This is a genomic window from Flavobacterium labens (assembly GCF_048286755.1).
GTDB lineage: Bacteria > Bacteroidota > Bacteroidia > Flavobacteriales > Flavobacteriaceae > Flavobacterium.
Genome location: NZ_JBLVPL010000007.1, coordinates 120,817 through 146,833 on the forward strand (window position 1 = coordinate 120,817; position 26,017 = coordinate 146,833).

Consider the following 26,017-nt stretch of genomic DNA (forward strand, 5'->3'; position numbering starts at 1 on the left):
TAAAATCAATCTTTATCAAATGAAAAAATTACTTGTTATATTCGTTTTGTTATCCTCTATAACTTTTTATGCACAGAAAAAAGTGTATTTTACTGAGGACTTTAAAGAATTACCATCTGCAAATAAAGCGATTTATTATTCTATTTATGAAGAGAATACAGAAGGAACAACACGAACAACTTACTACTTAGATAACACTCTTTATTCCAAAGATCAATTTTCAAATTATAAAAAACGAATTTTAAACGGATCCTCTGAGCGTTGGTATAAAAACGGCGTAAAAGAAATACTGGCAATTTATAGTAAAGGCAAACAAGAAGGCACTCAAACTCGGTATTTTGAAAATGGCCAAATAAAACGTATCGAAAATTTTAAAAAAGGAGAGTTCATTGATGGAAAATGTTTTGATGAAACTGGAACTGAAATAGAATTTTTCCCATACTTTATAAAACCAGAATTCCCAGGAGGAATGAAAGCTTTTTATAATTTTGTAGCAAAAAATTTTAAATCTCCAAACAGTAGTAGAGGTGAAATAAGACTTGGATTTTATGTTGAATTAGACGGAACTTTAAACCACTTCGAAGTTGTAAAAAGTATCAATAAAGAAATGGATTTATCAGCCATAAGATTATTAGTAAATAGTCCTAGATGGATTCCAGGAAAAATAGATGGTAAAGAAACACGTGTAAAATACACAATACCCATTACTGTACTATAAATGCATTAGTTATCTAATAATTATCTTTTAAATTTAAAGCCATTCTATCAAAGATACTCCTACTCCAATTGTTGTTTGTAAATTATTATAATCAATTAGCGTTTCACCATATCCATGAGAGATCAACAAATATCCCTTAAGGTTATCTTTTATGGGATACGACCAGGAAAAGGATGAATTACCTCTTGTTTTTGAATTAAAATTTAGATTATGGCTACCAATAAAAGAAAATATATTACCATTTTTGGTATAAATCACATTCACATCTCCTCGCCCTACATATTCTGAAATATCCGGATTATCATCTTTCTCTGCTGGAAGACGAAACCAAGGCCTCACATAAATTGTCCAATTTTTGCGTTCCAATCCTGCATGAAGAATAACTCTGTTCCAACTTCTGGAAAAGGGCTCGCTCTTCCCATTTGATTGGTGATTGAAAGCCACTCCAATCATTCGGGCTTTAAAACCCAAAAAATTAAATTTAACAGGAACATTTAAAATTAGTTCCGGCTCGTAATTAACTTCTCTAAAGGGTCTTGAAAGATCATTATTATAGATTTGCCAATGTGATATTTGTGTATAAGCAACCCATAAATCGCCATGTCCCCAAAAAATCCCCTGCAAGACTTTGGCCTTGAAACTCAACTGAAATTTAGTCTCAATATTATTGTAGTCAACTCCAGGCGGAGCAACATAATCAGGATCTACATTTCCTGAAATAGGTTGTTCATTTGGATTATTTGTCCATCTAACCGGTAAAACATACATGGGTTTATAGGGAGTCAGCAAAAATGTCCCTCTAACCGAAGTGGTATCTAATTCCCAACGTTCTGTCAAATCCCGAAGCTGTGTCTTACTGTTAAACAAAGCCTGAAGTTGAGCATTTGAAGAACAAAAAAAAAAGAAGATTATAAGAATTGAAAATTTTAGTTGGAATGATTTCATCAGATACAAGCGTACATTAACTAGCAAAATTAATTTTTTAATACTCCCTTTTGTTGTAAATTTATTTTTATTAGTTATATAACTAACACTTTTTTTATCTTGTAAAAGAAATTATTAAGATTAGGAATTTTAACACTAAATTCTTTTATTTGATAATTATTAAACAACCAAATCCAATATATACTTAATGAAATCCTACACAATTCAAGAAATAAATGAGATTCTAAAAGGAGAAATAGTCGGGAACACTTTTCAAAGTATTACTGCACCTGAACAACTTGAAGCCGCTAATGAATCTGAAATTTCATTTATTGGAAACAAAAAATACGAAAAATTTTGGGCTACATCTAAGGCTTGTGTTGCAGTTGTTAATGAAGATATTGCTATCGAACCTGGCGAAAACAGGGCTTTCATAAAAGTAAAAAATGCTGATTTGGCAATGTCTCAAGTATTGGAACTTTTTGCGCCTCCAACTCCATTATTTACTATAGACATTCATCCATCCGCTGTGATTGACACCACTGCAACTATTTGCAATGGTGTACGAATTGGTGCTGGTTGCTACATAGGACCTAAAGTTATAATTGGAGATAATACGACCATTTATCCAAATGTGACTATACTTGACGAATGCACAATAGGAAAAAACACCGTGATTTGGTCTGGAACAGTTATTAGAGAGCGCTGTCACATTGGGAATGATTGTATTTTGCATCCTAATGCGACAATAGGTGCCGATGGTTTTGGTTTTCGTCCTGACCCACAAAGAGGTTTAGTCAAAATTCCGCAAATTGGAAATGTAATTATTGGTAACAGTGTCGAAATTGGCGCTAACTCCTGTGTTGATAGAGGGAAATTTAGTTCTACTGTTTTAGGTGACGGTTGTAAAATTGATAATTTAGTTCAAATTGGTCATAACAGTAAATTAGGTAAGTTCTGTATTATGGCTGGAAACAGTGGACTTGCAGGATCCGTAACTTTAGGGAACGGCGTAATTATTGGCGGAAGCGCCTCTATAAAAGACCATACCACTATAGGTGATGGTGCTATTGTAGGTGCTGGTTCAGGCGTTACGGGAGATATTCCGGCAGGAAAAACTATGTTAGGATATCCTGCAGTAGAAGCTCGAGACGCATTAAAACAATGGGCAATTTTGAAAAGACTTGTAAATGAGTCTAAAAAATAAACCCTTACTTTTTTATTAAATTCATAAAAAAACAGAGGTAAACTTCTGTTTTTTTGTTTTAATAGTAAACATATATTCGATTTTCATCAAAAACCAATTAAAATAATAAAATTTATTTAGTTGGATTTTGTATTTTAGCACAAAATTTTTTAACACTATTTCATCATGGATTTGAACTTCAACAAAAACGAAGACCACAATAAACTTTTACTTTCTGCATTGCGACAAAAATTAAGCGTAGTCAAATTAGGAGGTGGTGAAAAACGCATTCAGAAATTACATGGCGAAGGCAAAATGACGGCACGTGAACGTATCGATTATTTATTGGATCCAAAAGCAAAATCTATCGAAATTGGCGCATTTGTTGGTGAAGGAATGTATGCAGAACATGGTGGTTGTCCATCTGGTGGGGTTGTTGTGAAAATAGGATATATCAGAGGAAAACAATGTATTGTTGTGGCCAATGATGCTACCGTAAAAGCGGGTGCTTGGTTTCCTATCACCGCAAAGAAAAACTTACGTGCACAAGAAATTGCAATGGAAAACAGATTGCCAATCATCTATTTAGTGGATAGTGCCGGAGTTTATTTGCCTTTACAAGATGAGATTTTCCCTGATAAAGAACATTTTGGTCGAATTTTTAGAAATAATGCCCAAATGAGCAGCATGGGAATCACTCAAATTGCTGCAGTAATGGGAAGTTGCGTTGCCGGTGGTGCCTATTTACCAATCATGAGCGATGAAGCCATGATTGTGGATAAAACGGGAAGTATTTTCTTAGCTGGAAGTTATTTAGTCAAAGCTGCCATTGGCGAAAGCATCGATAATGAAACATTAGGAGGAGCATCAACACATTGTGAAATTTCGGGCGTTACGGATTACAAGGCAAAAGATGACAAAGATGCATTAGACAAAATAAAAAATATAGTCGACAAAATAGGTGATTTTGACAAAGCTGGTTATAGCCGAATTAAAGCAGAAAAACCAGCATTGGACGAAAAAGAAATCTATGGCGTTTTGCCAAAAGCCCGAAATGAACAATATGACATGATGGAAATCATCAATCGATTAGTTGATAATTCGGAGTTTGAAGCGTATAAAGATGGTTACGGACAAACCATTATTACCGGTTATGCAAGAATTGATGGTTGGGCAGTGGGAATTGTTGCCAACCAACGAAAAGTGGTAAAAACCAAAAATGGCGAAATGCAATTTGGAGGCGTAATTTACTCAGATAGTGCGGACAAAGCCACGCGTTTTATCGCTAATTGCAACCAAAAGAAAATTCCTTTAGTATTTGTACAAGATGTTACTGGTTTTATGGTTGGATCCAAATCTGAACATGGCGGAATTATAAAAGATGGCGCCAAAATGGTAAATGCGGTATCCAATTCAGTTGTGCCAAAATTCACGGTTATCGTAGGAAATTCCTATGGAGCCGGAAATTATGCCATGTGCGGAAAAGCGTATGACCCGAGATTAATTTTTGCTTGGCCAAGTGCCGAATTAGCTGTTATGGGCGGAACACAAGCCGCAAAAGTATTGGCACAAATTGAAGCTTCTTCGCTTAAAGCAAAAGGAGAAATTGTTGATGAAGCCAAAGAGAAAGCTCTTTTTGATAAAATCAAAGCTAGGTATGACGAACAAGTTTCGCCTTATTATGCAGCTTCACGATTATGGACAGATGCAATCATCGATCCTTTAGACACCAGAACCTGGATTTCTATGGGTATTGAAGCAGCAAACCACTCTCCTATTGAGAAAAAATTTAACTTGGGCGTAATTCAAGTCTAACAACGCATTTAAAAATACTTAATCCTATATTTCGTATGTTCATAATGCTTTTAGGAACTATATAAATAGTTCCTAAAAGCATTATTAGCGCCCTAAAAAGTCTTACCCTAATTCCTTTTAATTATCTAAAATTAAAAGAAAATGAAAAAGATTTTGGTTTTACTAACAACACAATTATTGTTAGTGGGGCAGTTTACAGATGCACAAACTAAAACGGAAAATACTATTTTGACGAAGGATAAGATACCTTTTTATTTAGAAAGGGATATAAACGTATCGCTGCCTGTACACATACAAATGTATCGAAGTCATAGACTTGCAGTAGATATAAATACAAGAGCTGGAAAAATAATTTCTAAAAAATTAGAACTCGGATTTCGATTCGATTATGATTATAGGTTCATAAAAACGATACCCAAACACTTATTACCCCTCAAAGCACAATGGCAGAAAGGGCTTTATACAGTAATTTTAGTTTATTCAGTCTTAAACCAATTGTTCAGTTTAATTTAATTTCAAAATACTTTTTTGGATTATTAGAATTTGCACTTTCTGATGAGGATGGTGAAATTGGATTGGCTTTTGTTTCTAAGTATGCGAGTGAACAACTATTTGGATTGTGTTCCGGACTGAATTTTGGCAAATAATTTATCAATAGTCAAAAAAACAAAGTAAACTTATCTATGGATTTGACTTACTTTTTGGCTCATGGTGATGCTCAGAACAGACTTGATTTAAGAATAAATTATCGATTTATAAACTAAATACGGCATTTCAAATTATTAGAAATCATTCAATATTTTTTAAAATTTAACTTTTTCACTTAGGCTGCAGCTATAAATTAAGACGGTATTTATAGTAGTTTATTTGAAAAGTTAACTGGCAAAGTTTTTTAACAAAGAGTACATTCAAAGTTTAGTTTTCCTTAACAATAACAAATTATTTAATTAAAAATCAGTAACTTGGTATTAAATATTTAAACTATAGTATTATGAACAGCGTAAAAAATTTAAATAAATGGGCGAATACGCACACTTATTTACCCGTGGATTTGGTACGAATAGCACTTGGTGTATTTTTGTTTATGAAAGGAATCTCTTTTATAACGAACATCCAATATTTAAATGATCTGATATCTCCAATTGACAGAATTGGTGGTGGAATGTTCCTCGTTCATTATATTGCTCCAGCACACATGGTAGGTGGTATAATGATTGCTTTTGGTTTACTGACAAGATGGGCAATAATAGCACAACTCCCTATATTGATTGGTGCTATTGTAGTAAATTTTATGGGAGAAATGCAATCCCAAAATTTACTTTTGGCATTGCTGATATTAGGAGCTTGTATATTTTTCTTATTCTACGGAAGTGGAAAAAATTCAGCTGATTATTATTTTAAAATGCAGCAATAATTAAATAAAAAAGCATCCGTTTTGGCGGATGCTTTTTTATTTAAAACAATTTAAATACTTTCTACAATTTCTTTGCGTTTAATCTTTCCACTTTCGGTTTCACTAAATTTAGAAACATAAAATACTTCTTTCGGTTTTTCATATTTATCTAAACCATCAAAAATAGTTTCATCCAATATTTGTTGTTCCCCTTCAATAACAATAACTAATTTTTCACCCAAAACAACATCCTGTTTTCCAGCTACAAAAAATCTTGAGTTAATTTTATCGGATAACTTATCTTCTATTTTTTCAGGAATTAATTTGATTCCACCACTATTTATTACGTTATCAATACGTCCTAAAAAAACAAATTGATTTTCACCTAAAAGTTCCACTAAATCATTTGTAACAATCGAATCATTTGAAATTTTAAAAGCGTCAATCACTAGACAATTTCTGTCATCTTGGCTAATTTTAATATTTGGTAAAATTGAAAAAGCCTCCTCTCCTATTTTCTTAGCTGCAATATGAGTAATGGTCTCAGTCATACCATAGGTTTCATACACTTTTGTTTTCAATTTAGAGAGTCCTTTTTCAAGAGTATTGCTCATTTTTGCACCTCCAACAATCATCTTTTTTACATTCTTCAATTGTGATAAAGAGTTTTGAGCTTGTAAAGGAACCATCGCTACAAAATCATATTTGGTATCATTTTGCATCATAGGATGAGAACTTGGAGCAACAAAATCAACATCAAGACCCAAAATAAAACCCCTTACAAACATCATTTTTCCAGCGATATATTTAGTAGGCAAACAATGTAGTGCTTTATCTCCGGGTTTTAAATCGAAAAAATCCCCAGTTGCAATGGCGGAATTGACCATAGCTTGTTTATCGACACGAATCAATTTAGGGGTTCCTGTAGTACCGGAAGTATTCATTTCAATATACAATTTGTTATCAAACCAATCGAGTATAAAGTCTCCCACTGATTTTTCGAATTCTTCTCCCTCTTTTATAAAACTGTACGCAACTCTGCATAAATCATTTCGATTCAGATGAAACCCATTTAGTTTAAATAGATTGTGGACATTATGATATGTTATTGTATCGATCATGATAGGTTTATTTTAAATTATTGAACAGTTTTATTGTTTAAATATTTCCAGTTAATTTTTCTTTCCAATTAGTCCAATTGTATTTTTTACTAAAGATAAATAAAAGTATTGGGTAAATAAGAACTACCGGCAGTATAACATCTAATCCGGCTGAGGGATCCGAAATATCTTTAAAAATAGAATTGGTTTGAAATGCAGACCAATCTGATGTAACGAGTAAAGCACCCACTAAATTATTGGCAGCATGGAATCCTAAAGCCAGTTCCATTCCTTCATCCATCAACGTAATAATTCCCAGTAAAAGCCCAGTTCCTATGTAATAAACAAGTACTATATACCCTATTTTAGCTACTTCAGGATTAAAAATATGCATTCCTCCAAAGATAACCGAAGTCATCAATAAAGGAAACCATTTATTCTGGGCAAGATTAGCGAATCCCTGCATTAAATATCCTCTAAAAATATATTCTTCGGAACTGGTTTGAATAGGAATTAGAAGCACTCCTATTGCCACTAATATTGCAAATGGAATTGGTTTAAAATTGACAACAAAATCACTGGGATTAGAAAAATAAAAAAGTAACGTGGATACAATTGTAAAAACCGACCAAATCATAAAAGAAAATCCAACTCTTTTCCAATCTATTTTAGCTCTTGATGTTGTTACTGAAAGCATCGTTTGTCCGTGAAAATTACGGACGACTAACACAATGCCAAGCATAATAAAAACAAATGAAATCAGTATTAAAAACAAAGTCAGATTAGAGTCAAAAAAACGCATTACCGCTTCATTACTTGTTGGATAAGGCTTTCCATTATACATTGTTTCGTATAAAACGCCTATCAAAAGCGGCAACTGCCCCACAAATGAAGCACAAATTATTATGAACGAACCTAAAATATATTTCCAAAACTTATTATCTGATTTTATTCCTTGTTCTATAAACATCTATTTTTCGTTTTATTTTTATAATTAATTAGTTGAGCAAATAGTACTTTTGTTACATCAATACTAATTCTTGAAATACCCATTTACAATAATCCAATATTAATACATATGATACAAATATACCATAATTCACGCTGTGGAAAATCCAGAAATTGTCTCGCATTTGTGGAAAACTCAAAAAAAGAGTTTGAAGTCATCAATTATCTGACTACCCCTCCTTCATTTGAAGAACTGTCTGCTATTATCGAAAAATTAAACATGAAACCAATTGAATTAGTTCGTCAAAAAGAAAAAATTTGGATAGAAAATTTTAAAAACCAAAATTTGACTGATGAACAAATTATTCTAGCCATGATTTCTAATCCAATTCTAATTGAAAGACCTATTGTAATTAATGGAAAATCAGCAATAATAGGGCGTGATTTAGAAAAAGTGGAATCATTTATTTTATAAAAAACTGGGTTGCTGTAATTAACATTTTTTTGTGATTTGTAGTATTAAACCAAATCCTACTTTTACAATCTAAAGTTTGTAACCAAAGTTTTTAAAAAATGAAAAAAATGAAATCCGTTTTAATTCTTGTTCTCTTTTTTACGACCCTGTTCAGTTTTGCGCAAGCTCCACAAGGCCCTGCAATTCCAAAAATTAAAATAACAGGTAAGGTAATTGAGAAAATAAGCAAACAACCACTTGAATACGCAACAATTACTTTTTTAATTCCAAACAATCCAAAACCAGTTGCTGGTGGAATTACAAATCCAAATGGGGAATTTGATATTGAGATTAAACCGGGAGTTTATGATATAAAAATTGAGTTTATATCATTTAAAGTAAGCGAAATTAAACAAAAGAACCTTCAAAAAAGTACTAGTTTAGGTTTAATCAGTTTAGATGAGGATGCGAATCAATTGAATGAAGTAGTTATTCGTTCTGAGAAAACAACTGTTGAAATAAAATTAGATAAAAAAGTTTACAATGTGGGTAGTGACCTTATGGTAAAAGGAGGAACTGTAAGTGATGTTTTAGACAACATCCCTTCTGTAGCTGTGGATGTCGAAGGAAATGTAAGCCTACGTGGAAATGAAAATGTTAGAGTTCTTATTGATGGCAAGCCTTCAAATGCTATTAATATTGCTGAAGCCTTGCGATTAATTCCAGCCGATGCAATTGACAAAGTAGAAGTTATTACTAATCCATCTGCACGATATGATGCCGAAGGTGGTGGTGGTTTATTAAATATTATCTTGAAAAAAGGAAAAAATCAAGGTTTAAATGGAACTTTTATAGCTTCAACAGGATATCCTGAAACGTACGGTTTAAGCGGTACTTTAAACTATAAATCTAAGAACTTTAATCTTTTTACTACTCAAGGATACAATGATCGTAGCAATCCTGGAAATGCATTTACAGATTCAAGATATTTAAACGCTGATAATTCAACTCGAAATTATGTAAATGAAACTAGAGATAACGAAAGAGATAACAAAGGGTATAATGGAAACTTTGGAATGGAATGGTATCTAAGCGAAAGCATTTCCTGGACCAATACCTTCAACTACCGAAAAAGTAATGGTAACAACGTTGATAACGTTTTCCAAAATAATTATGATTCAGGATTTAATTATGACTACACCCGTAATCGTATCAATTTAGAAAATAGCGACAGTGAAAACGTAGAATTTGCAACAAACTTCACTAAGAAATTTAAAAAAGACGGTCATAAATTAACATTTGACGGTTCCTTCTCAACTAATGATGACATCAACGATGCGCTAATTACAGATACAGCCACAAATACAAGTGTGGTAAAATTTGACAATACCATCAACAATCAAACTCAAAGCAGAAATTTACTTCAAATGGATTATGTTTTACCTCTTGGAAAAGGAAGTCAGTTTGAAGCAGGTTACCGTGGTGATTTCTCAGAATTACTTACAGATTACAGAGTTGAAAATGACGGAGTAATCAATGAAAACTTTACAAATACATTAGAATACAAGGAGAAAGTAAATGCGCTTTACACCCAATACGGAGTAAAAATCAATAAATTTTCAGCTTTATTTGGTTTGCGTTTTGAGGATTCTAATATTGAAATCAATCAATTAGCAACCAATGATTTCAACACTAAAAAATACAATAACTTTTTCCCAAGTGCTTTCTTCACTTATGAAATATCAGATAAAAGCAGCGCTTCTTTAAGCTACAGCCGAAGAATTCAAAGACCAAGAGGAAGAATGTTGAATCCGTTCAGTAACTTATCAAGTAACATCAATATTTTTGTTGGAAATCCAGATTTAGATCCAGCGTTTTCAGATGCTATTGATTTTGGTTACATCAAAAGATGGGACAAATTAACCTTCAATACTTCCTTATATGTAAATAAAACTACTGATGTTTTTCAATTTGCAAGAAGAGAATCAGGTGATTTTATTAACGGAACACCTATCTTAATCAGTTCTCCAATCAACTTGGCAACTGAATATAGAACAGGATTTGAATTTACATTAAACTATTCTCCATACAAATGGTGGAAATTAAACAGTAATTTCAATTTCTTCAGAAATGAAACACAAGGAGATTTTACCTATACAGATTTTAACAATAATGAAATTGTACAAAATTTTGATAACGTAGCAACTTCATGGTCTACAAGACTAACATCTAAAATCACATTGCCATACAAAATCGACTGGCAGACAAATGCAACGTATAATGGTCCGCAAAATAATGCACAAGGAAGAAGCTTAGGTATTTTTGCAGCAAACATAGCATTCAGTAAAGACGTATTAAAAGATAAAGGAACGCTTTCATTCAACGTAAGTGATGTATTCAATTCCAGAAAAAGAATCATGGAAAGTAATCTTCCTGGAATAGTAAGCTCATACAGCGAAATGCAATGGAGAGAAAGGCAGTTCAGCTTATCATTCACATATCGTTTTAACAAACAGAAAAACGAAAGAGAGCAACAACCTAAGCGAAATCAAGGTGAAAATGAAGGAGATTATCAAGGATAAAAAAATAAGGACTCGTGAAAACGGGTCCTTTTTCTTTTTAGTCAAAAAGTAAAATAACAGATCGTATAAAGCATAAAAAAAAGGGCCCATGAAAATGAGTCCTTTTTTTATTTAACAAACAGATTAAACTGATTGTTCTTTCTTCGCTTTTCTTTCTTTATATCTTTCCCATAAAGCTCCACCAATCCAATATTGAACGAAACCTACAAGAAAAAACATCAACCAAAATCCTATAGTAAGAATGGTTAAGAAAAGTAAAAAGCCTAAGTACTGTGAAAATTCAAACATGTTTTCCGGAATTTTTGAATGTAGCCACAAATGTAAGTTTAATTCCTTTTCGTACCAATAAAAAAACATAAAAACTACCAATCAATTTTTATAAAAAAGGAATTATCCGTATTTTTGAGCTCAGAATTTGGAGCTGTTTCCCGCTGTACACTCTAATCTTTTCTTTTTGACAGAAAAAAGAAAAGGATTTCTCCCGAAGCTTCGGGATCATCGGGGCTAAAACGTATTAAACGACATAATTATTTTTAAATAACAAGAAATGAAATTCAGAATAGAAAAAGACACCATGGGTGAAGTGCAAGTTCCAGCTGATAAATATTGGGGCGCACAAACAGAACGTTCAAGAAACAACTTCAAAATAGGTCCATCGGCTTCCATGCCAAAAGAAATTATTGAAGGTTTTGCTTATCTTAAAAAAGCAGCGGCTTATGCTAATTGTGATTTAGGTGTTTTACCAGTCGAAAAACGCGATGCTATTGGTGCTGTTTGTGACGAAATTCTAGCTGGAAAATTAGATAACGAATTCCCATTAGTGATTTGGCAAACGGGTTCAGGTACACAAAGTAACATGAACGTAAATGAAGTTGTTGCTAATCGTGCTCAAGTTCTTAAAGGATTCAACATTGGCGAAGGCGAACAATTCATTAAAGCCAATGACGATGTGAATAAATCACAATCTTCAAATGACACCTTTCCTACCGGAATGCACATTGCAGCCTATAAAGCAGTTGTTGAAGTTACCATTCCCGGAGTTGAAAAACTAAGAGATACACTTCATGCAAAAGCAGTTGAATTCAATAATGTGGTAAAAATAGGTCGTACGCATTTAATGGATGCTACACCACTTACATTAGGACAGGAAATTTCAGGATATGTAGCGCAGTTGAACTACGGTTTGAAAGCGGTTAAAAATACTTTGGCACACTTATCAGAAGTGGCTTTAGGAGGAACTGCAGTAGGAACCGGATTAAACACCCCAGAAGGATATGACGTAAAAGTAGCAGAATATATTGCTGAATTTACGGGACATCCATTTGTAACTGCCGAAAATAAATTTGAAGCTTTGGCAGCACACGATGCCATCGTAGAAACACACGGAGCCTTAAAACAACTAGCAGTTTCATTGAATAAAATTGCCAATGATGTACGTATGTTAGCTTCTGGACCACGTTCAGGAATTGGAGAAATCCTTATTCCTGAAAACGAGCCAGGTTCTTCTATCATGCCAGGAAAAGTAAACCCAACACAATGTGAAGCATTGACTATGGTTTGCGCACAAGTTATGGGGAATGATGTTGCAATATCTGTTGGAGGAATGCAAGGACATTATGAATTGAATGTTTTCAAACCATTGATGGCTGCAAACTTCTTGCAATCAGCACGATTATTAGGTGACGCTTGTATGTCATTTGACGAACATTGTGCACAAGGTATTGAACCTAACTATAAACGTATCAAGGAATTGGTTGACAATTCATTGATGTTAGTTACAGCTTTGAATACTAAAATAGGATATTACAAGTCAGCTGAAATTGCTCAAACTGCACATAAAAACGGAACAACATTAAAAGAAGAAGCAGTACGTTTAGGATACGTAACTCCAGAAGATTTTGATGCTTGGGTTAAACCCGAAGATATGGTGGGAAGCCTTAAATAACTAATTATCAATGATGAATTGTTAATTATGAGTTCTATAAAAATCCCTGCAATGTAAATTGCAGGGATTTTTTTGTTTTTAAAAAGCTATCAAATGCTATTTCTTATTAATTGTATCCATTATTTCTTTCATTATTCGAATACTCTTCAATTTATCTTCATGATTAAAAATTGGGCTGGTAATCATCAATTCATCAATTTGTGTATACTCGATAAATTGTTTTAATTCTACAACTAATTTTTCTTTGCTTCCTACAAAAGAACAAGCAGTCATTTGATTGACATGAAAATGTTCTTCTTCACGCATAATCCCATCTAGAGAATCAACTGGCGGTTGTAATGGTTTTCTATCATTCCGAATCAAATTCAAGAACATTTGAGTCAAACTGGTGGATAATTTTTCGGCCTCTTCATCCGTATCCGCGGCTATTGCATTTACACATGCCATCGTTTTGGGTTGGTCTAAATACTCCGATGGTTCAAAATTATCTCGGTAAAATTGAAATGCCTGATACATTTGTTTTGGTGCAAAATGTCCTGCAAAGGCATAAGGCAATCCATTGGCAGCAGCTAAAGCAGCACTATCCATACTTGAACCTAAAATCCAAATGGGAACATTAGTTCCTTCGGCAGGAAAAGCACGCACTTTTGCAGTAGCATTATCCTCCGAGAAAAATTCCTGTAGCGCGGCAACATTTTGAGGGAATCGTTGTGATTGTTCAAAGAAATCTTTTCGAATCGCTTGTGCGGTTAACCCATCTGTTCCTGGTGCTCTTCCTAATCCTAAATCAATTCTATTGGGATATAGTATTTCGAGCGTACCAAATTGTTCTGCAATAATTAACGGAGCATGATTCGGCAACATGATACCACCGGAACCCACACGGATATTTTGCGTTTGACTGGCAATATAACCTATCAGAACTACCGTGGCAGAACTCGCAACGTGTGCCATATTATGATGTTCGGCCAACCAAAAACGGCTGTACCCTAAACTGTCTGCCAGTTGCGCTAACGCTTTTGTTTTTTGTAATGTTTCGCTTGCATTGCTATTTTCGGTAATTATTGCTAATTCAAGAAGTGAAATTGGAATATTTTTAGTCATTATAAATTTCTAAATTTTGAACAAAATTAGGCAATTACACAAAGTCCTTAAATTCTGAGGTGTTAATTGATTTATAATATTTTAAAATGAAGCTAATTGTTAGCCAATAAATTTCCATAAAAAAACCTGCAACGTTATATTGCAGGTTTACTATTTATAAAGAAAAGGATTTATTTCCCATCAACGTAATCTTGTAAATAACTAAATCTTGGAGTCAGTTTTCCATTTTCAGTTATTTTGGCTCTTTGCAAGATTCCATCTTTATCGCCGTTGAAAAATGCAGGAATTACATGCTCCATGAACATTTCTCCAAATCCTTCACTAGCGTCTTTTGGCAACTCACAAGGTAAATTATCAACTGCCATCACCACAATTGCCGCAGGATGAAAAACATCAACTTCTTTATCTTCACTTGGCAAATACCCGTATAAAGGTTCTGCAATTGTTGATGATCTAAGCGTGCAGGCTATTGGACCATTGACATCACAGGAAACATCAGCAACAATCTTAATTTTACAATCTTTGGATTGAAGCATTTCACGGGTCAAAATTACTGGAGCTTCATTGGCATGAAAATGTCCTGTAATATAAACATCCGAAACTTTAGTAAATCGCTCAAAATCAGAAACGTATTCCAGTGGGTTATCATAAAAATCCGTGAAATCTAATACTTGTCCGTCTTTACGTTTGTTGTATTCTAAAACATCAATCTGAGTGTAAACGGGTTGTGTGTAGTTCTTTGTCAAATAATTTTCAACTGAAACTTCTTTTATTTTTATGGCGTCCAAAATCTCTTTTGCACCGTTACCCACTTTTCCTGTTCCAGTAATTACAAATTTCAATGGAGGCAAAACCACTCGTTTTAAATGTGCGATTAAGGCTTCTTTACCAGATAGTGTTTCTGCTTTTGGTAATTTAAATAATTCGAATTTTATTCCAAAAGCGCGAATGCTATTATAAGCACCCACAATTCCCGCATAACGTCCAAAACCAATTAACCTGCGATTATGAGAATCTACAATGGTTTCATGATCATATAAATCAATGTTTTTTTCTAAAACGGCTTGCAATAATTTTCTATTGTAAGGTTGTTTTTTTATGGTATGCGAAAAAAAGAAATAGGCTTTATTAGGAATTAAATTTTCTACAGGAACTTCTTTAACTCCAAATAAAACATCACAATCACTGATATCATTAGCCACTTCAATGCCTAAGTTTTTATATTGTTCATCTGTAAAAACCCTAATGTCGGAACTTTCTACTTTTATAGAAGCACCTTGATACAGCTGTTTTAATCTGGCCAATTCATCTGGTGAGAAAATAACTCTTCTGTCAGGCGGGTTTTTTCTTTCTTTTAAAATTCCGAATCTCATATTTATTAATGCTTTTGATTTGTCTTATTATAACTTTATTTGGTTTATTTGTTACAAATATAACAATTTAAACTAAATTCAATTTATTTTTTTTAGAAAATAAACCAGCAAGAAACTATTATTAGCTGAACCCCAAAATAATACAAAAATAGCGTTCTCTTGTACTGATAAAATAGTGTTAAGGTTTCAGAAAAAAACCTCATCAAAGCACATTGTTTCTATATATTTGCCCTTATAGCCCTACTGAAATGAATTTTATAAAAAAAACAAATATACTACATATATTCCTCCTCTTTTTGGTTTTAAGTTCTTGCAATAAAGAGAAAAAGAAAATAGAATTAAATGATGCTCAGCTCCCAAAGAGTACATTACCTAAGATGAAGCCGTTAAGTGAACCGGAGACAAAACTAACTGCCGAATACATTAATTCAAAAAAGATATCCATTGACTCTTTTTATAAAAAAAACTGGCCAAACAATAGTGCAAACGGAAGTTTTCTAGTTGCTAAAAATGGTCAAATTATTTATGAAAAATACGAAGGCTACTCTAATTTTAGAGACAAAACATTAATTACTAAATCTACTCCGCTCCACATAGCGTCTGTGAGCAAAGTGATTACGGCAACTGCAATTTTAAAACTCGTAAATGCTAAAAGACTTGACTTAGATCAAAAGGTAAATACCATCTTGAAAGAGTTTCCGTATCCGGATGTTACGATACAAACATTGTTAAATCACAGAAGTGGTATGCGTAATTATGCCTATTTTACGGATCGTGACAAAACCATCTGGGATAGACACAACATATTGACCAATCAAGATATCCTGACTATCATGGCCACAAAGGATATTGGCTTAGAATTCAAAACCGACACTCGTTTTAGTTATTGTAATACTAATTATGCCATGTTGGCATTAATTATTGAAAAGATTACAAAACTCCCTTACAAAGATGCCATGAAACAAATCATTTTTGAACCATTGGGCATGAAAAACACCTATGTTTTTGATTATGAAAGGGATAAAGACACTGCTGTTACTTCCTATAAAGGCAATAAAGTGGAAATTGGTAAGGATTATTTAGATGCTATTTATGGAGATAAAAACATCTACTCTACACCTCGTGATTTATTAAAATTTGATAGAGCAAGAAATAGTTCCACTTTCCTAACACCAAAGTTGCTAAGTCTAGTATATAAAGGATATAGCAATGAACGCAAAGGGACAAAAAATTACGGCCTTGGTATCAGAATGATCAACTGGGAGACGGGTCAAAACTTTTATTTTCATAATGGTTGGTGGCATGGCAATACCTCATCATACATTACCTTGAAAAAAGAAAGCGTTACCATTATTGCGTTATCCAATAAGTTTACCCGAAAAACATACGATGTAAGGAAGTTAGCTGTTTTATTTGGTGATTATCCGTTCAAAATAAGTGATGAATAGCATTTAGGAATGATTTTTGAAATAGTGTTAGAAGTTTAGCAGTACTAATTCAAGTTTAAAAGTGTACATTTGCAAACTCAAAATTCAAATTTTGGGTTTTGAAATAAAAAAGGGGTCGACTGGTTTTGACAGCAAGTCGAATTGAGAAGTAAGCACGTCGAGAACTGGGACAATTCTCGTTAATAAAAGGTTTCAAAACACATACACGGCGAAGGAAACTACGCTCTTGCTGCATAATCTGAATCATAGTAGGATTAGCCTCGTCCCTATCAGATAGGGAAGCAGGATTTACCTCGAAAGCTTTGGTTTATAGCGGTCGATAAAGGTGAATCGTAAATTTAAACCTAGATTTCCATAAGCTTCGGGTGGATTTCGAAATTAAGAAGATAAGTATTGTGTGGCTGTTTCTGGCCTAGCACACTATCGAAAACCCAATCAGGAAATAAGCGCGTAGAAAGCTTTTTAGTTGCTTGTTTGGACCCGGGTTCGATTCCCGGCGACTCCACAGAAAACCTTGTAATCGATTGAATTACAAGGTTTTTTATTTTTAGTTGACAATTAAGTTGACAACAATACATGTTAATATCATTTTTTTTAATGCTTTACCGTAGAGCAATCGTTAGTATCACCCTTAGATATTTTTTATTTTTTTTTATTCAAGCAACATAGGTTTAGTCTCGTTAATTTAAGAAACAACTATCAACATCAGCTAATACCTTTTTTTCGAATACTTGGACTAAATGAAAATTTTGGATAGGTAAATGAGATAATGGTGAAAACAAAAAAGTCATAACTATTAATTTTTTTGCATATCCTTAAAACTAATTGTTTCTAGCATTATATTATTGTTAATGTATATTATACTAATTTTAAAATAGTATGTTTTCTTTTTAATATCAAGTTATCTATAAATTCTCTTAAAGTAACCATATTCATCATCAATTAATAGTCTTCTATCTAAAAAGCTATTGAATAATTCACAAGATGTTTCAGGTAATAGTAAACAACTAAAACAAGCTGATAAGTTCAGATTACCTACACCTTGTCCTGCTGTGTGATAACATATTGGGTCTGTAGCACAATCTTTTGCTCTTGTTAAAGCTGATTGAATTAATTTGCCAATTTTGCTGTCATCACATAATGAAGTTAATCCACCATAACTACCCTCTGAACCTGCTATTGTGTAGATTAATACACCATTCATATTTGGGTTTTCACTAACATAAATACGTTCTTGAATTGAAGTTGATGGATAACCACATAAATATTCTAATTCCTTGATTATTAAATGTGAAAAAGTATGAATTAGTATTAGCTTAGGATCAACTTCAATATCTTTATTAAATGCTGAATCAAAATTATGATAGTTGTTAATTATAGGTTGAACTCTATCACGAATTAATTCATTTGAATTTATCCATTTATCTAAAATGTCATTATCAAATTCAAAAAATATACCCTCCCCAAAACTTTCAATAGCAGGAAGATATTTTGTAGTTAAGCCTTTCTTGGAAGTATATTTTTTTCTTATTGCATCAGCTTTATCACTTTCAATATCTTCTTCTTTTAGTGCAGTATCAATTGAGATAGGTTCTTGTCTAGTGTAAGATGTTTGAACTGATGTAAATTTTATTTTATCCATTCTGAAAATGGATTTTATTAAGTCATTCTGAAAACAATTTGAATCTACTTTATCAAATATCAATAAGTCCTTTATTTCATCATTACCTTTTTCAGTAATGTATTTAAATTCATCAAAACGATATTCATTTTCACTTTTTGTTATTTCTGCATCTCTTTCAATAAAATCATTATCAATTAATCTTTGTATAGTATTTGTTTGAATTGAGAATGAATTAGTTGCTAACAATACGCTTGAAATTAAATCAGAAGTAAGTCCTTTTTCAAACAAGTCTTTAATCATTTTTATCTTCGATACATTCAATTCATCTTTTGCTGGAATGTATATACTTGATAAAATATTTGGGTAATAAACACTATTACTCGAGCGTATAACTGGTTTAAAGAGGATATCTTTTATTTCAGTGTTTGGAATTAATTCTTGATTTTTAATTCTTAAATTAAATAAACCTGATAGTGTGGCAAAATTTAATGTTTCTCCTTTATCATTTTTTGCAATAATATTAATACCACTTAAATCATCTAACTTATCAGAGGTTCGATATTCTAAAACTAAATTACTCGGCACTTCAACATTAGATAATGAAATTGTTTCTTCATTAGTATCAATTTCTTTATTTTCACTATTTGAATTATCTCTTTTTTGTCTTTTTAACATTGACCATTTATCCCAAGGAATATCGGCAATATCTCCATTTGGAGCAGTTAAAATAAAACGTACTTGTTCCAAGTCAAAGAATTTTCTTTTACTATTTCGGTTTCTTGCATAACACTTATAACATTTAGGAGGAAAAAAATTATCTCTATGATTAATTTCAACATTATTTAACCAATTATATTTCCAATTTGAAATTTTATCAAATTTGTTACAGCTACTGCAATAAAACCATTCTGGAAAATAGGATGCTGCAATTGTATTTTCATCTCCATTTTGCAATTGAAAACCATTTTTCAAATCATTTACAGGAATTTTTACCAATCGCTCAAGATTGATAAAATATTTGCTTAACCTGTTTTTAAAACGTACATCTTCAATGTTATTATGTTCTTGGAAATTACCATCAATACTAATAAAAAAAGGCCATTCATCAAATGGTTTTATTATTATTGAACCATCCCTTGTTTCAATAATAGAGCCAACACCACCATAAGCACTTATGGTTTTCCTTGTTTGTATTTGTTCGTATTTCCCCATTTAATTTGCTAATTTTATTATACTATTAGTGTCAATTTCTCTCATCGACATCATCAAGCTCCATTCATCTAGGTCTGCAATTTTTTGAATAAGTAATTTATATGTAAGTCCTTCTTCTTTTGTAATCCATTTTTTTACATACTCATCAAGTTTACTTATTGCATAATCACGTTGCTTTTTGTTTTTAATTCTTTCAGATAAAAATGTTTTTAGCTCATCAATATTACCATCGAAATCCTTAGCTTGACTATTTAAATATAATCCTTTTTTGTGTCTGACATAAGCAACTAAGAGACTTGCCATAACTTTATCTACTGCTATTTCTGTAAATGGTGTTACACTTAATGGTTCTACATATTTATAGTAAGCATTATGGAAACTTACATAGTTTTCAAAATAGGATTTATCTCTTGAACGGTTTGCATCTAAAAGATTAATCACTATACCCATATCTTCACGTCCAACTCTACTTGATGCCTGAATATACTCAGCTACGTTTTTAGATTGCCCATTCATTAACATTACATTCAATCTTTTTATATCAATACCGACCGAAAACATATTTGAAGCTAAAACTAAATCAACCGTTTGATGAACATAATCTCTTCCTTCATATCTATTTAAGCTAAATAATTGTTCTAACTGATCTAAAAGTTTTTTAATTGAATTGCTTTCAATACGACTAGTCAATTCTTTTGTTCGAGACGGTAATCCTTTCCAATTAAATGCATATTTATCTCTACTTATATTATATCTGCTGTGAAGTAATTTTATTAATGAAAGTATTTCTGCCGGAACTTTATTATAAATTTTGCCAACATCTCTTAGACTATTGTAAAATGAAACAATTGTCCAGAAATAGTTCATTTTATTGATGCATTCTTCTTGAGTTAGTTTTTCGTTTTCTATTAAATATTTGAATAGTTCAATACGTGCAATGAATAAGTTCCCTAATATTTGAATTTGTGAATTAAGTCCTGTTTTACCAGTTGGCATAAATCCAATATGTTTTCTTGTACTATCTTTAGATACGAAAGAAAAAAAGTTGTCATTATAACTTAATCCCATTGGAGGAAATATGTTTAGCTGTCTATTACCGTACAACATTTCAACTTGATGTGCTGTATTTCTTGTTGTTGCTGTTGATGCAATTATTTTAGGCTTTCTATTTCCTTTTGTTGATAGTAATTCTACAATAGATTCGTATATTCCCGTTATGGAACCGAGTGGTCCGCTTAATAGGTGCAACTCATCTTGTATTATTAAATCGGGTGGTAGTTTATGTTTTTCAAGAGAATTAAATAGTTTATGCCCTTCTTCTCTATGTGAAATCATAGCAAATTTGTCCACTGTGCAAAAAGTAATGTAGGTGGAGTATGGTAAATTTTATCATCTACAAAATATATTGGTAATTCATTACTGAATGTACAAGCATTATTTATGCACTTCACTTTAAATGAATTTGCTGTAGCGTGGTATCCTTGTTCAAAGAAATTGAATTTATTTTTTGATATAATCTTACATCCACACCAGGAACAATTTTCAATTGGAAAAGTATTTACTTTTTGTAAATCGTAATTTTTTTTTGAATTTGCTTTTACTAAGTTGTCATTTATCTTATTATAAATTCCTAACGCATCTTTAAACGAATTAGGTGTTGATGAAGCTCCAACCCACATACCAATTGAAATAGGAGTATTACCAAAATAATACTCATCTTTATTGTTAAATTGTTTTTTTAAAAAATCTAATGAGAGTATTAGTTTTGTTGCACGTTCAAACTGTTGGGCTGTTAGAAGCCTTAAAGTGTAACGCATTATTACTGCTACACCGTCAGCGTTGTCCTGATTTAAAATTCTTCTACTAATTATTGTAAAAGCAGTTAAAGCTAAATATGCTTCCGTTTTACCACCACCAGTTGGAAACCACAATAAATCAACTATATTATTTCTGTCTTCAGAATCAGGATTGATTAGTGATTCAAGGTTTAAAAGAAAAAAAGCTAATTGAAATGGTCTGTATTTTGGATTGAAAGTTGTATTCTCTCTAAAATAATCTAGGTTGTTATACTTTATATTTTCGTCTATTTCTGTTAGCTCTACATTCTTTTTACCAAAATGTTTCTCATTTGAAACAAACATTTGAATGAACATTGCCGTATTGGCTAACTTAAACGATTTGAATGCATCATCGTTATTTTTTAAAAATGCTATATTCTTAATAAGCCTTTCAAATGTTTCCGATTGTTTTCCAATTATATTTTTTTTAATATTTTGAAAATTATCTGTGGTTTTAATTGTTATTTGTTTATCAATCCATTTTTGATATTCTTTTACGAATAAATAGAGTTGATCTATAATTTCATCATCATTCAAATCAGACCAAATAGATAACTTTTTTAGTTGTGTAATGGATTTTAAACCTTCTGGAAAATCTTCTTTAAATTCATTACTATAACTCTTGATGTCTACTTCCGGTAAGAAAGTTGTATTAAGTTCAGTAGGTTGTTTATCATCATTCCAATGAACTGCACAACCGTGACCAATAGCAAAAGAAAATTCTTCTCTGTATTGAAAGTTTATTGTGTTTAATTCTTCATCAAAAGGGTTGTTTTCAGTAAATTGTTTGTACGGTAAAAAAGTTGTTCCATTTACTTTAATTTGGGCTTGAAACATTGCTTTTGAGTTTAACCTCTCATTACTGAATGAAAATTTCTTTTTTGAATGTTGTAATCTGTTAGCAAGTAAAATTTTAATAAACTTACCGTGAGTTGTTTGTAATACTTTTTTATAAAAACAAGTAATCGTTTCTTTTGTTTCTTCTTCAACTTCTAATGGAATTGGAATAGCTTCATTTGAGTTTTTATCTTCAAGTTTAATTTTGATTATTTTTTGTTCATTTGGAAAACGTTTCCATAATCTTCCAAGTAGTAGGTCAACTTTTTTATATCCAATGGAGTCTATTAATTCTTTTTGTTGTTCGTGTTCTTGAAATGTTTTCTTGAAATTTCTGACAGTTATTCCACTTTTTCCAAATGTTTCTCTATTGAATATTAAAAAACCATCTTCATACACTAAATGTTGTTTTATTGGATTAAATGGATGACTAGTGAATTTCTCAAAATCTTCTTTAGTTATTTCAACTTTAGCTTCAAGTGGTTTTAATTGTTTGTATTTAGCGTATATGAACTCAACTGTAATTTCTTTTTGGTCATTAGGAACACAAAAAGTTAAACCAAAGTTTGTTGGAAAATATTGATTAGCTTCTGAATATTCGCTATCACTATTTACCTTAGCTTTCTTTTCAGCATTATCATCTTCAACTTGAATAGAGTCATTTTTATCGACTAAATCATTAGTAATTTTAATGTTATCATCTATTATTTCAGCATTTGCATTTGATTCATTTTCAAATCCAAAACTATCTTGAATAGTGTCAACAATTTTTTCTGGAAAAACAATACCCGAAAAGTATCTACTTAAAGGATAATCTGATATGATTTCATTTTCAGCATCACTAATTAAAATATCAGAACTTGGACCAATTAAGTTCTTTTGTATGGTATCTCTAAATATTAATCTTGGTTCTTGTTTATACTTATTCTTCATTAGAAATTATTTTTTGTTTTATAACTTTTTCAACAATCGTATCGATTAGTTGTTCAATTATTTCATCATTAAGTTTTTTCAAAGCATCACTTTTCTCTGTTTTATTAGAAGCTATATAGTCTAATAAATCACTTCCTAGCAATCTACCAGCTTGTTGCCTTATAGAGTGGTCTTTTTTTGAATAAACCACGAATTTATCATAATCAGTAACGATCAATTCGTTTATTAAACCAATTCTTTCACAATGATTTTTTATAGCATTTAAAACTTTAATCCTTGGAAATCGTGTACTCGAATTGTTATCAAAATAATTTTTGAAAGTTCCAAGATTGATTTTATTAGAAGTATCAAATATTTTTGAATGCAGTGTTTCAATACTATTGTGGTTTACAAATAACTTTTTCAAAGTTATTCTCCAACTTTCTGAATAACTATCAAACGATTTTAATAATCCTTCTGAATCAAATATTTTTAATATTTTTTTAAATACCTCTGGGTTGTTGTTTTGATAGAATCTAATTTTTGCTCCAAGATATATTTCACCAATAGTAGTTTTGATTTGTTCATTGTTTTCAATCAAGAAAATCCCTTTTGTTGATTCAAACTTTTCAGTAGATCCATCTGAAAATAAGATATCATAGAGTATTTTATCTTTTGGTAATTCTAATTCTTCATTCGAGGTATTCGATTTATCACGCAAATTAACATCTAAATCAAAAAGACTATCTAAAGGATTATGTTTAGAAGGTTCTTCTTTTAAACAATATTTAGTGGTAATAAAACTGTTTCTGTCACAATGTGTAATTCTTGAATCTTCATCAGCCAACTTTTTTTTGATTAGCTTATCAAATGCAATTTCATCAATGTACTCATAGCACAAAACAATTGTTTTACCTTTCAATTCATACAACCTATTTAAAACATCATAATTGTTTAAATAAGGAATTACAAATATTTTATTTTCTGTATTAAACTCATCATTAAAACATTTTTCCCAATAAAGAATTTTATTGTCAATTCTTTTATCACTTACTAATACCACATTATTGATACGGTTTTTTTGTAATTGATTTTTAATAATGTCATAACTCTTTTTCTCAACCAATAAATAGAATTTTTGTAATTCTCTACTTTTACGTACTATAACTTCCCATTTGGGATTTCTCTCTTGTAATATAGCAGCAATTGATTTAAAATGAAGAATAATATTTCCCTTACATTTGTTTATTTGAGAAGGGTCATAAATATCATTTTTATAGAAATTATTTTTTAAATCCTCTTCAAAACTATCACCGGAAAAATAATGTAATAACCTATCGGCATATTCCTGATATATTCCTTTTGAAATGTTTGAATCTGTTACAATTATTTTATAGAAAAAGTTTAAATATTTGAGAACGAATGTTAGATTAATACTTTTTTCAGTTTTATATTTTTCTATCAAAGATGAAAAATTAATTAGCTCGTTATATAGATTTTCAAATTTTACTACTTCTTTACTAATAATTTTATAATTTTCGTTATTTGCAATTCTGATTTCTTGATTTGACCAAAGCCATTTTTTAAAAGCATGTTCTGTAGAAGGTTCATTAGTTCCTATTATAATGACATTATTAACTTTGCCTTTCCACTTACATTCTTGTAATATATCAATAAAACATTCACGATACTTAGTATCTCCAATAACTACAATTTCATCAAAAGTGTGTTCGTTGTCAAGTAGATATTTTTTAGCAGTATTAAAATCGTTGCAACATTCGATTAGATAATTAAAGAATGGAAGTTCATTTTTATTTTTACCCTTTTTATTAGTATAGTTTACAGGTAATGAATCATTTTCTTTAAAAAATTTTGTGTCAGCAATCACTAAAGACCTCTTTGAAAAGTTAGTAATGAATGGAAAATTAGAACCAAAATTTTCATTTAGAAATTCCTTGTAAGTGTCTATATATTTTACAGTATTTCTACCATTAGTAAGATTAGGGTTAATTTTAGTCTGGTTTTTGAAATCAATAACCATATTTTCTGCTCTCTTTTCAATGCCAACAGGAAACTTATAATTTACTCTCAGCTTTTCAGGTCCTACACCTTTAATAAGTAAAATTCTATTTTCATTTTTTATTTTACCATATACTAAATCGCCAGTTTGAAGTAATGGTCTATGATTATTGTGATAAAAATAATTTTGAAATAACTTAATCAACACAAGTGATTGAAAAATAGAAGCAAAGAATTTTGGTCTATACACATCTTCAGGAATGCTTATAAAAAAGTCTTCTTTAACCTCATTTAAAATGTATTTGTAAATCAAGTAAAAATTGCTATAATCAAAACTTGAAAAGTTTTTAAAAGCTACATTGTTTATATTAAAATCATTTTGAATATTTGATTTTACTTCTGATGCTAATTCTGCTAAATAAGAATTTATTCTCATGTTATCAATTTTGGTATTTCATTTCAAGATAAAAATTTGCTTTATGAAATTGGATTTGAGTTTCATCAAAAGAAATATCATTAGTTACAATTTTATTTATATCATCAATTTTATTTATAATATCAGCTAATTTTAAAGAGTCTTGAAGT

19 protein-coding genes and 1 other RNA gene are annotated in these 26,017 nt (G+C 31.2%); 10 read left to right on the top strand and 10 right to left on the bottom strand.

All coding sequences use genetic code 11. The features are described from left to right. Window positions 1-19: 19 nt before the first annotated feature. Complete coding sequence (locus ACNQF8_RS13875) at window positions 20-718, top strand: energy transducer TonB (protein ID WP_417952164.1); 699 nt, start codon at window positions 20-22, stop codon at window positions 716-718. Window positions 719-751: 33 nt separating this feature from the next. On the opposite strand, the gene ACNQF8_RS13880 is transcribed toward ACNQF8_RS13875, so the two are convergent. Then, complete coding sequence (locus ACNQF8_RS13880; protein ID WP_417952165.1) at window positions 752-1,585, bottom strand: phospholipase A; 834 nt, start codon at window positions 1,583-1,585, stop codon at window positions 752-754. Window positions 1,586-1,850: 265 nt separating this feature from the next. Between ACNQF8_RS13880 and lpxD the strand changes: the two genes are divergently transcribed. From lpxD to ACNQF8_RS13900, 4 genes are all read left to right on the top strand, one after another. Beyond that, complete coding sequence (gene lpxD / locus ACNQF8_RS13885) at window positions 1,851-2,849, top strand: UDP-3-O-(3-hydroxymyristoyl)glucosamine N-acyltransferase (RefSeq protein ID WP_417952166.1); 999 nt, start codon at window positions 1,851-1,853, stop codon at window positions 2,847-2,849. 165 nt (window positions 2,850-3,014) lie between these two features. Next, window positions 3,015-4,643 (top strand): acyl-CoA carboxylase subunit beta, encoded by a 1,629-nt coding sequence (locus ACNQF8_RS13890; protein WP_417952167.1) that lies wholly within the window; start codon window positions 3,015-3,017, stop codon window positions 4,641-4,643. 443 nt (window positions 4,644-5,086) lie between these two features. Then, window positions 5,087-5,290: a hypothetical protein gene (locus ACNQF8_RS13895; protein ID WP_417952168.1), complete on the top strand. Its 204-nt coding sequence runs from the start codon at window positions 5,087-5,089 to the stop codon at window positions 5,288-5,290. Between the two features lie 344 nt (window positions 5,291-5,634). After that, window positions 5,635-6,057, top strand: coding sequence for a DoxX family protein (locus ACNQF8_RS13900; RefSeq protein ID WP_315208267.1), 423 nt, complete (start codon window positions 5,635-5,637; stop codon window positions 6,055-6,057). Window positions 6,058-6,107: 50 nt separating this feature from the next. Here ACNQF8_RS13900 and ACNQF8_RS13905 read toward each other — a convergent pair whose 3' ends face one another. Beyond that, complete coding sequence (locus ACNQF8_RS13905) at window positions 6,108-7,157, bottom strand: AMP-binding protein (RefSeq protein ID WP_417953764.1); 1,050 nt, start codon at window positions 7,155-7,157, stop codon at window positions 6,108-6,110. Between the two features lie 37 nt (window positions 7,158-7,194). Beyond that, complete coding sequence (locus ACNQF8_RS13910) at window positions 7,195-8,106, bottom strand: CPBP family intramembrane glutamic endopeptidase (protein ID WP_417952170.1); 912 nt, start codon at window positions 8,104-8,106, stop codon at window positions 7,195-7,197. A 108-nt stretch (window positions 8,107-8,214) separates the two neighbouring features. Between ACNQF8_RS13910 and ACNQF8_RS13915 the strand changes: the two genes are divergently transcribed. Next, window positions 8,215-8,559, top strand: coding sequence for an arsenate reductase family protein (locus ACNQF8_RS13915; RefSeq protein WP_417952171.1), 345 nt, complete (start codon window positions 8,215-8,217; stop codon window positions 8,557-8,559). 98 nt (window positions 8,560-8,657) lie between these two features. After that, window positions 8,658-11,120 (top strand): TonB-dependent receptor, encoded by a 2,463-nt coding sequence (locus ACNQF8_RS13920; RefSeq protein ID WP_417983527.1) that lies wholly within the window; start codon window positions 8,658-8,660, stop codon window positions 11,118-11,120. Between the two features lie 123 nt (window positions 11,121-11,243). Here ACNQF8_RS13920 and ACNQF8_RS13925 read toward each other — a convergent pair whose 3' ends face one another. Further along, window positions 11,244-11,408, bottom strand: a complete 165-nt coding sequence (locus tag ACNQF8_RS13925) for a hypothetical protein (RefSeq protein ID WP_099716357.1) — start codon at window positions 11,406-11,408, stop codon at window positions 11,244-11,246. Between the two features lie 259 nt (window positions 11,409-11,667). On the opposite strand from ACNQF8_RS13925, the gene fumC reads away from it, so the two are divergent. Beyond that, window positions 11,668-13,065 (top strand): class II fumarate hydratase, encoded by a 1,398-nt coding sequence (fumC, locus tag ACNQF8_RS13930; protein WP_315208276.1) that lies wholly within the window; start codon window positions 11,668-11,670, stop codon window positions 13,063-13,065. Between the two features lie 96 nt (window positions 13,066-13,161). On the opposite strand, the gene ACNQF8_RS13935 is transcribed toward fumC, so the two are convergent. Together ACNQF8_RS13935 and ACNQF8_RS13940 are read right to left on the bottom strand one after the other, a co-directional pair. Next, window positions 13,162-14,169: an LLM class flavin-dependent oxidoreductase gene (locus tag ACNQF8_RS13935; RefSeq protein WP_417953763.1), complete on the bottom strand. Its 1,008-nt coding sequence runs from the start codon at window positions 14,167-14,169 to the stop codon at window positions 13,162-13,164. 170 nt (window positions 14,170-14,339) lie between these two features. Next, window positions 14,340-15,542, bottom strand: coding sequence for an NAD(P)-dependent oxidoreductase (locus ACNQF8_RS13940; protein WP_417953762.1), 1,203 nt, complete (start codon window positions 15,540-15,542; stop codon window positions 14,340-14,342). Window positions 15,543-15,790: 248 nt separating this feature from the next. Here ACNQF8_RS13940 and ACNQF8_RS13945 point away from each other — a divergent pair, with 248 nt between their 5' ends. Both ACNQF8_RS13945 and ssrA read left to right on the top strand, forming a co-directional pair. Further along, window positions 15,791-16,990 (top strand): serine hydrolase domain-containing protein, encoded by a 1,200-nt coding sequence (locus tag ACNQF8_RS13945; RefSeq protein ID WP_417953761.1) that lies wholly within the window; start codon window positions 15,791-15,793, stop codon window positions 16,988-16,990. 111 nt (window positions 16,991-17,101) lie between these two features. Next, window positions 17,102-17,498, top strand: a transfer-messenger RNA (tmRNA) gene (ssrA, locus tag ACNQF8_RS13950). 393 nt (window positions 17,499-17,891) lie between these two features. Here ssrA and drmB read toward each other — a convergent pair. The 4 genes from drmB to ACNQF8_RS13970 are packed head-to-tail and all read right to left on the bottom strand — an operon-like array spanning window position 17,892 to window position 25,868. Further along, window positions 17,892-19,826 carry a DrmB family protein gene (gene drmB / locus ACNQF8_RS13955; protein WP_417953760.1) on the bottom strand — a complete coding sequence of 645 codons (1,935 nt, stop codon included), beginning with the start codon at window positions 19,824-19,826 and terminating at the stop codon, window positions 17,892-17,894. Continuing rightward, window positions 19,827-21,161: a helicase-related protein gene (locus tag ACNQF8_RS13960; RefSeq protein WP_417953759.1), complete on the bottom strand. Its 1,335-nt coding sequence runs from the start codon at window positions 21,159-21,161 to the stop codon at window positions 19,827-19,829. Continuing rightward, window positions 21,158-23,434, bottom strand: coding sequence for a hypothetical protein (locus ACNQF8_RS13965; protein ID WP_417953758.1), 2,277 nt, complete (start codon window positions 23,432-23,434; stop codon window positions 21,158-21,160). The genes ACNQF8_RS13960 and ACNQF8_RS13965 overlap by 4 nt, the downstream gene beginning before the upstream one ends. Continuing rightward, window positions 23,424-25,868, bottom strand: coding sequence for a hypothetical protein (locus ACNQF8_RS13970; protein ID WP_417953757.1), 2,445 nt, complete (start codon window positions 25,866-25,868; stop codon window positions 23,424-23,426). The genes ACNQF8_RS13965 and ACNQF8_RS13970 overlap by 11 nt, the downstream gene beginning before the upstream one ends. Window positions 25,869-26,017: the final 149 nt, after the last annotated feature.

Excerpts from the sequence above, each read along its gene's own strand:
- ACNQF8_RS13875 (WP_417952164.1), top strand. The coding sequence starts at position 20 with ATGAAAAAATTACTTGTTATATTCGTTTTGTTATCCTCTATAACTTTT.
- lpxD (WP_417952166.1), top strand. The coding sequence starts at position 1,851 with ATGAAATCCTACACAATTCAAGAAATAAATGAGATTCTAAAAGGAGAA.
- ACNQF8_RS13890 (WP_417952167.1), top strand. The coding sequence starts at position 3,015 with ATGGATTTGAACTTCAACAAAAACGAAGACCACAATAAACTTTTACTT.
- ACNQF8_RS13895 (WP_417952168.1), top strand. The coding sequence starts at position 5,087 with ATGGCAGAAAGGGCTTTATACAGTAATTTTAGTTTATTCAGTCTTAAA.
- ACNQF8_RS13900 (WP_315208267.1), top strand. The coding sequence starts at position 5,635 with ATGAACAGCGTAAAAAATTTAAATAAATGGGCGAATACGCACACTTAT.
- ACNQF8_RS13905 (WP_417953764.1), bottom strand. The coding sequence starts at position 7,157 with ATGATCGATACAATAACATATCATAATGTCCACAATCTATTTAAACTA.
- ACNQF8_RS13910 (WP_417952170.1), bottom strand. The coding sequence starts at position 8,106 with ATGTTTATAGAACAAGGAATAAAATCAGATAATAAGTTTTGGAAATAT.
- ACNQF8_RS13915 (WP_417952171.1), top strand. The coding sequence starts at position 8,215 with ATGATACAAATATACCATAATTCACGCTGTGGAAAATCCAGAAATTGT.
- ACNQF8_RS13920 (WP_417983527.1), top strand. The coding sequence starts at position 8,658 with ATGAAAAAAATGAAATCCGTTTTAATTCTTGTTCTCTTTTTTACGACC.
- ACNQF8_RS13925 (WP_099716357.1), bottom strand. The coding sequence starts at position 11,408 with ATGTTTGAATTTTCACAGTACTTAGGCTTTTTACTTTTCTTAACCATT.
- fumC (WP_315208276.1), top strand. The coding sequence starts at position 11,668 with ATGAAATTCAGAATAGAAAAAGACACCATGGGTGAAGTGCAAGTTCCA.
- ACNQF8_RS13935 (WP_417953763.1), bottom strand. The coding sequence starts at position 14,169 with ATGACTAAAAATATTCCAATTTCACTTCTTGAATTAGCAATAATTACC.
- ACNQF8_RS13940 (WP_417953762.1), bottom strand. The coding sequence starts at position 15,542 with ATGAGATTCGGAATTTTAAAAGAAAGAAAAAACCCGCCTGACAGAAGA.
- ACNQF8_RS13945 (WP_417953761.1), top strand. The coding sequence starts at position 15,791 with ATGAATTTTATAAAAAAAACAAATATACTACATATATTCCTCCTCTTT.
- drmB (WP_417953760.1), bottom strand. The coding sequence starts at position 19,826 with ATGGGGAAATACGAACAAATACAAACAAGGAAAACCATAAGTGCTTAT.
- ACNQF8_RS13960 (WP_417953759.1), bottom strand. The coding sequence starts at position 21,161 with ATGATTTCACATAGAGAAGAAGGGCATAAACTATTTAATTCTCTTGAA.
- ACNQF8_RS13965 (WP_417953758.1), bottom strand. The coding sequence starts at position 23,434 with ATGAAGAATAAGTATAAACAAGAACCAAGATTAATATTTAGAGATACC.
- ACNQF8_RS13970 (WP_417953757.1), bottom strand. The coding sequence starts at position 25,868 with ATGAGAATAAATTCTTATTTAGCAGAATTAGCATCAGAAGTAAAATCA.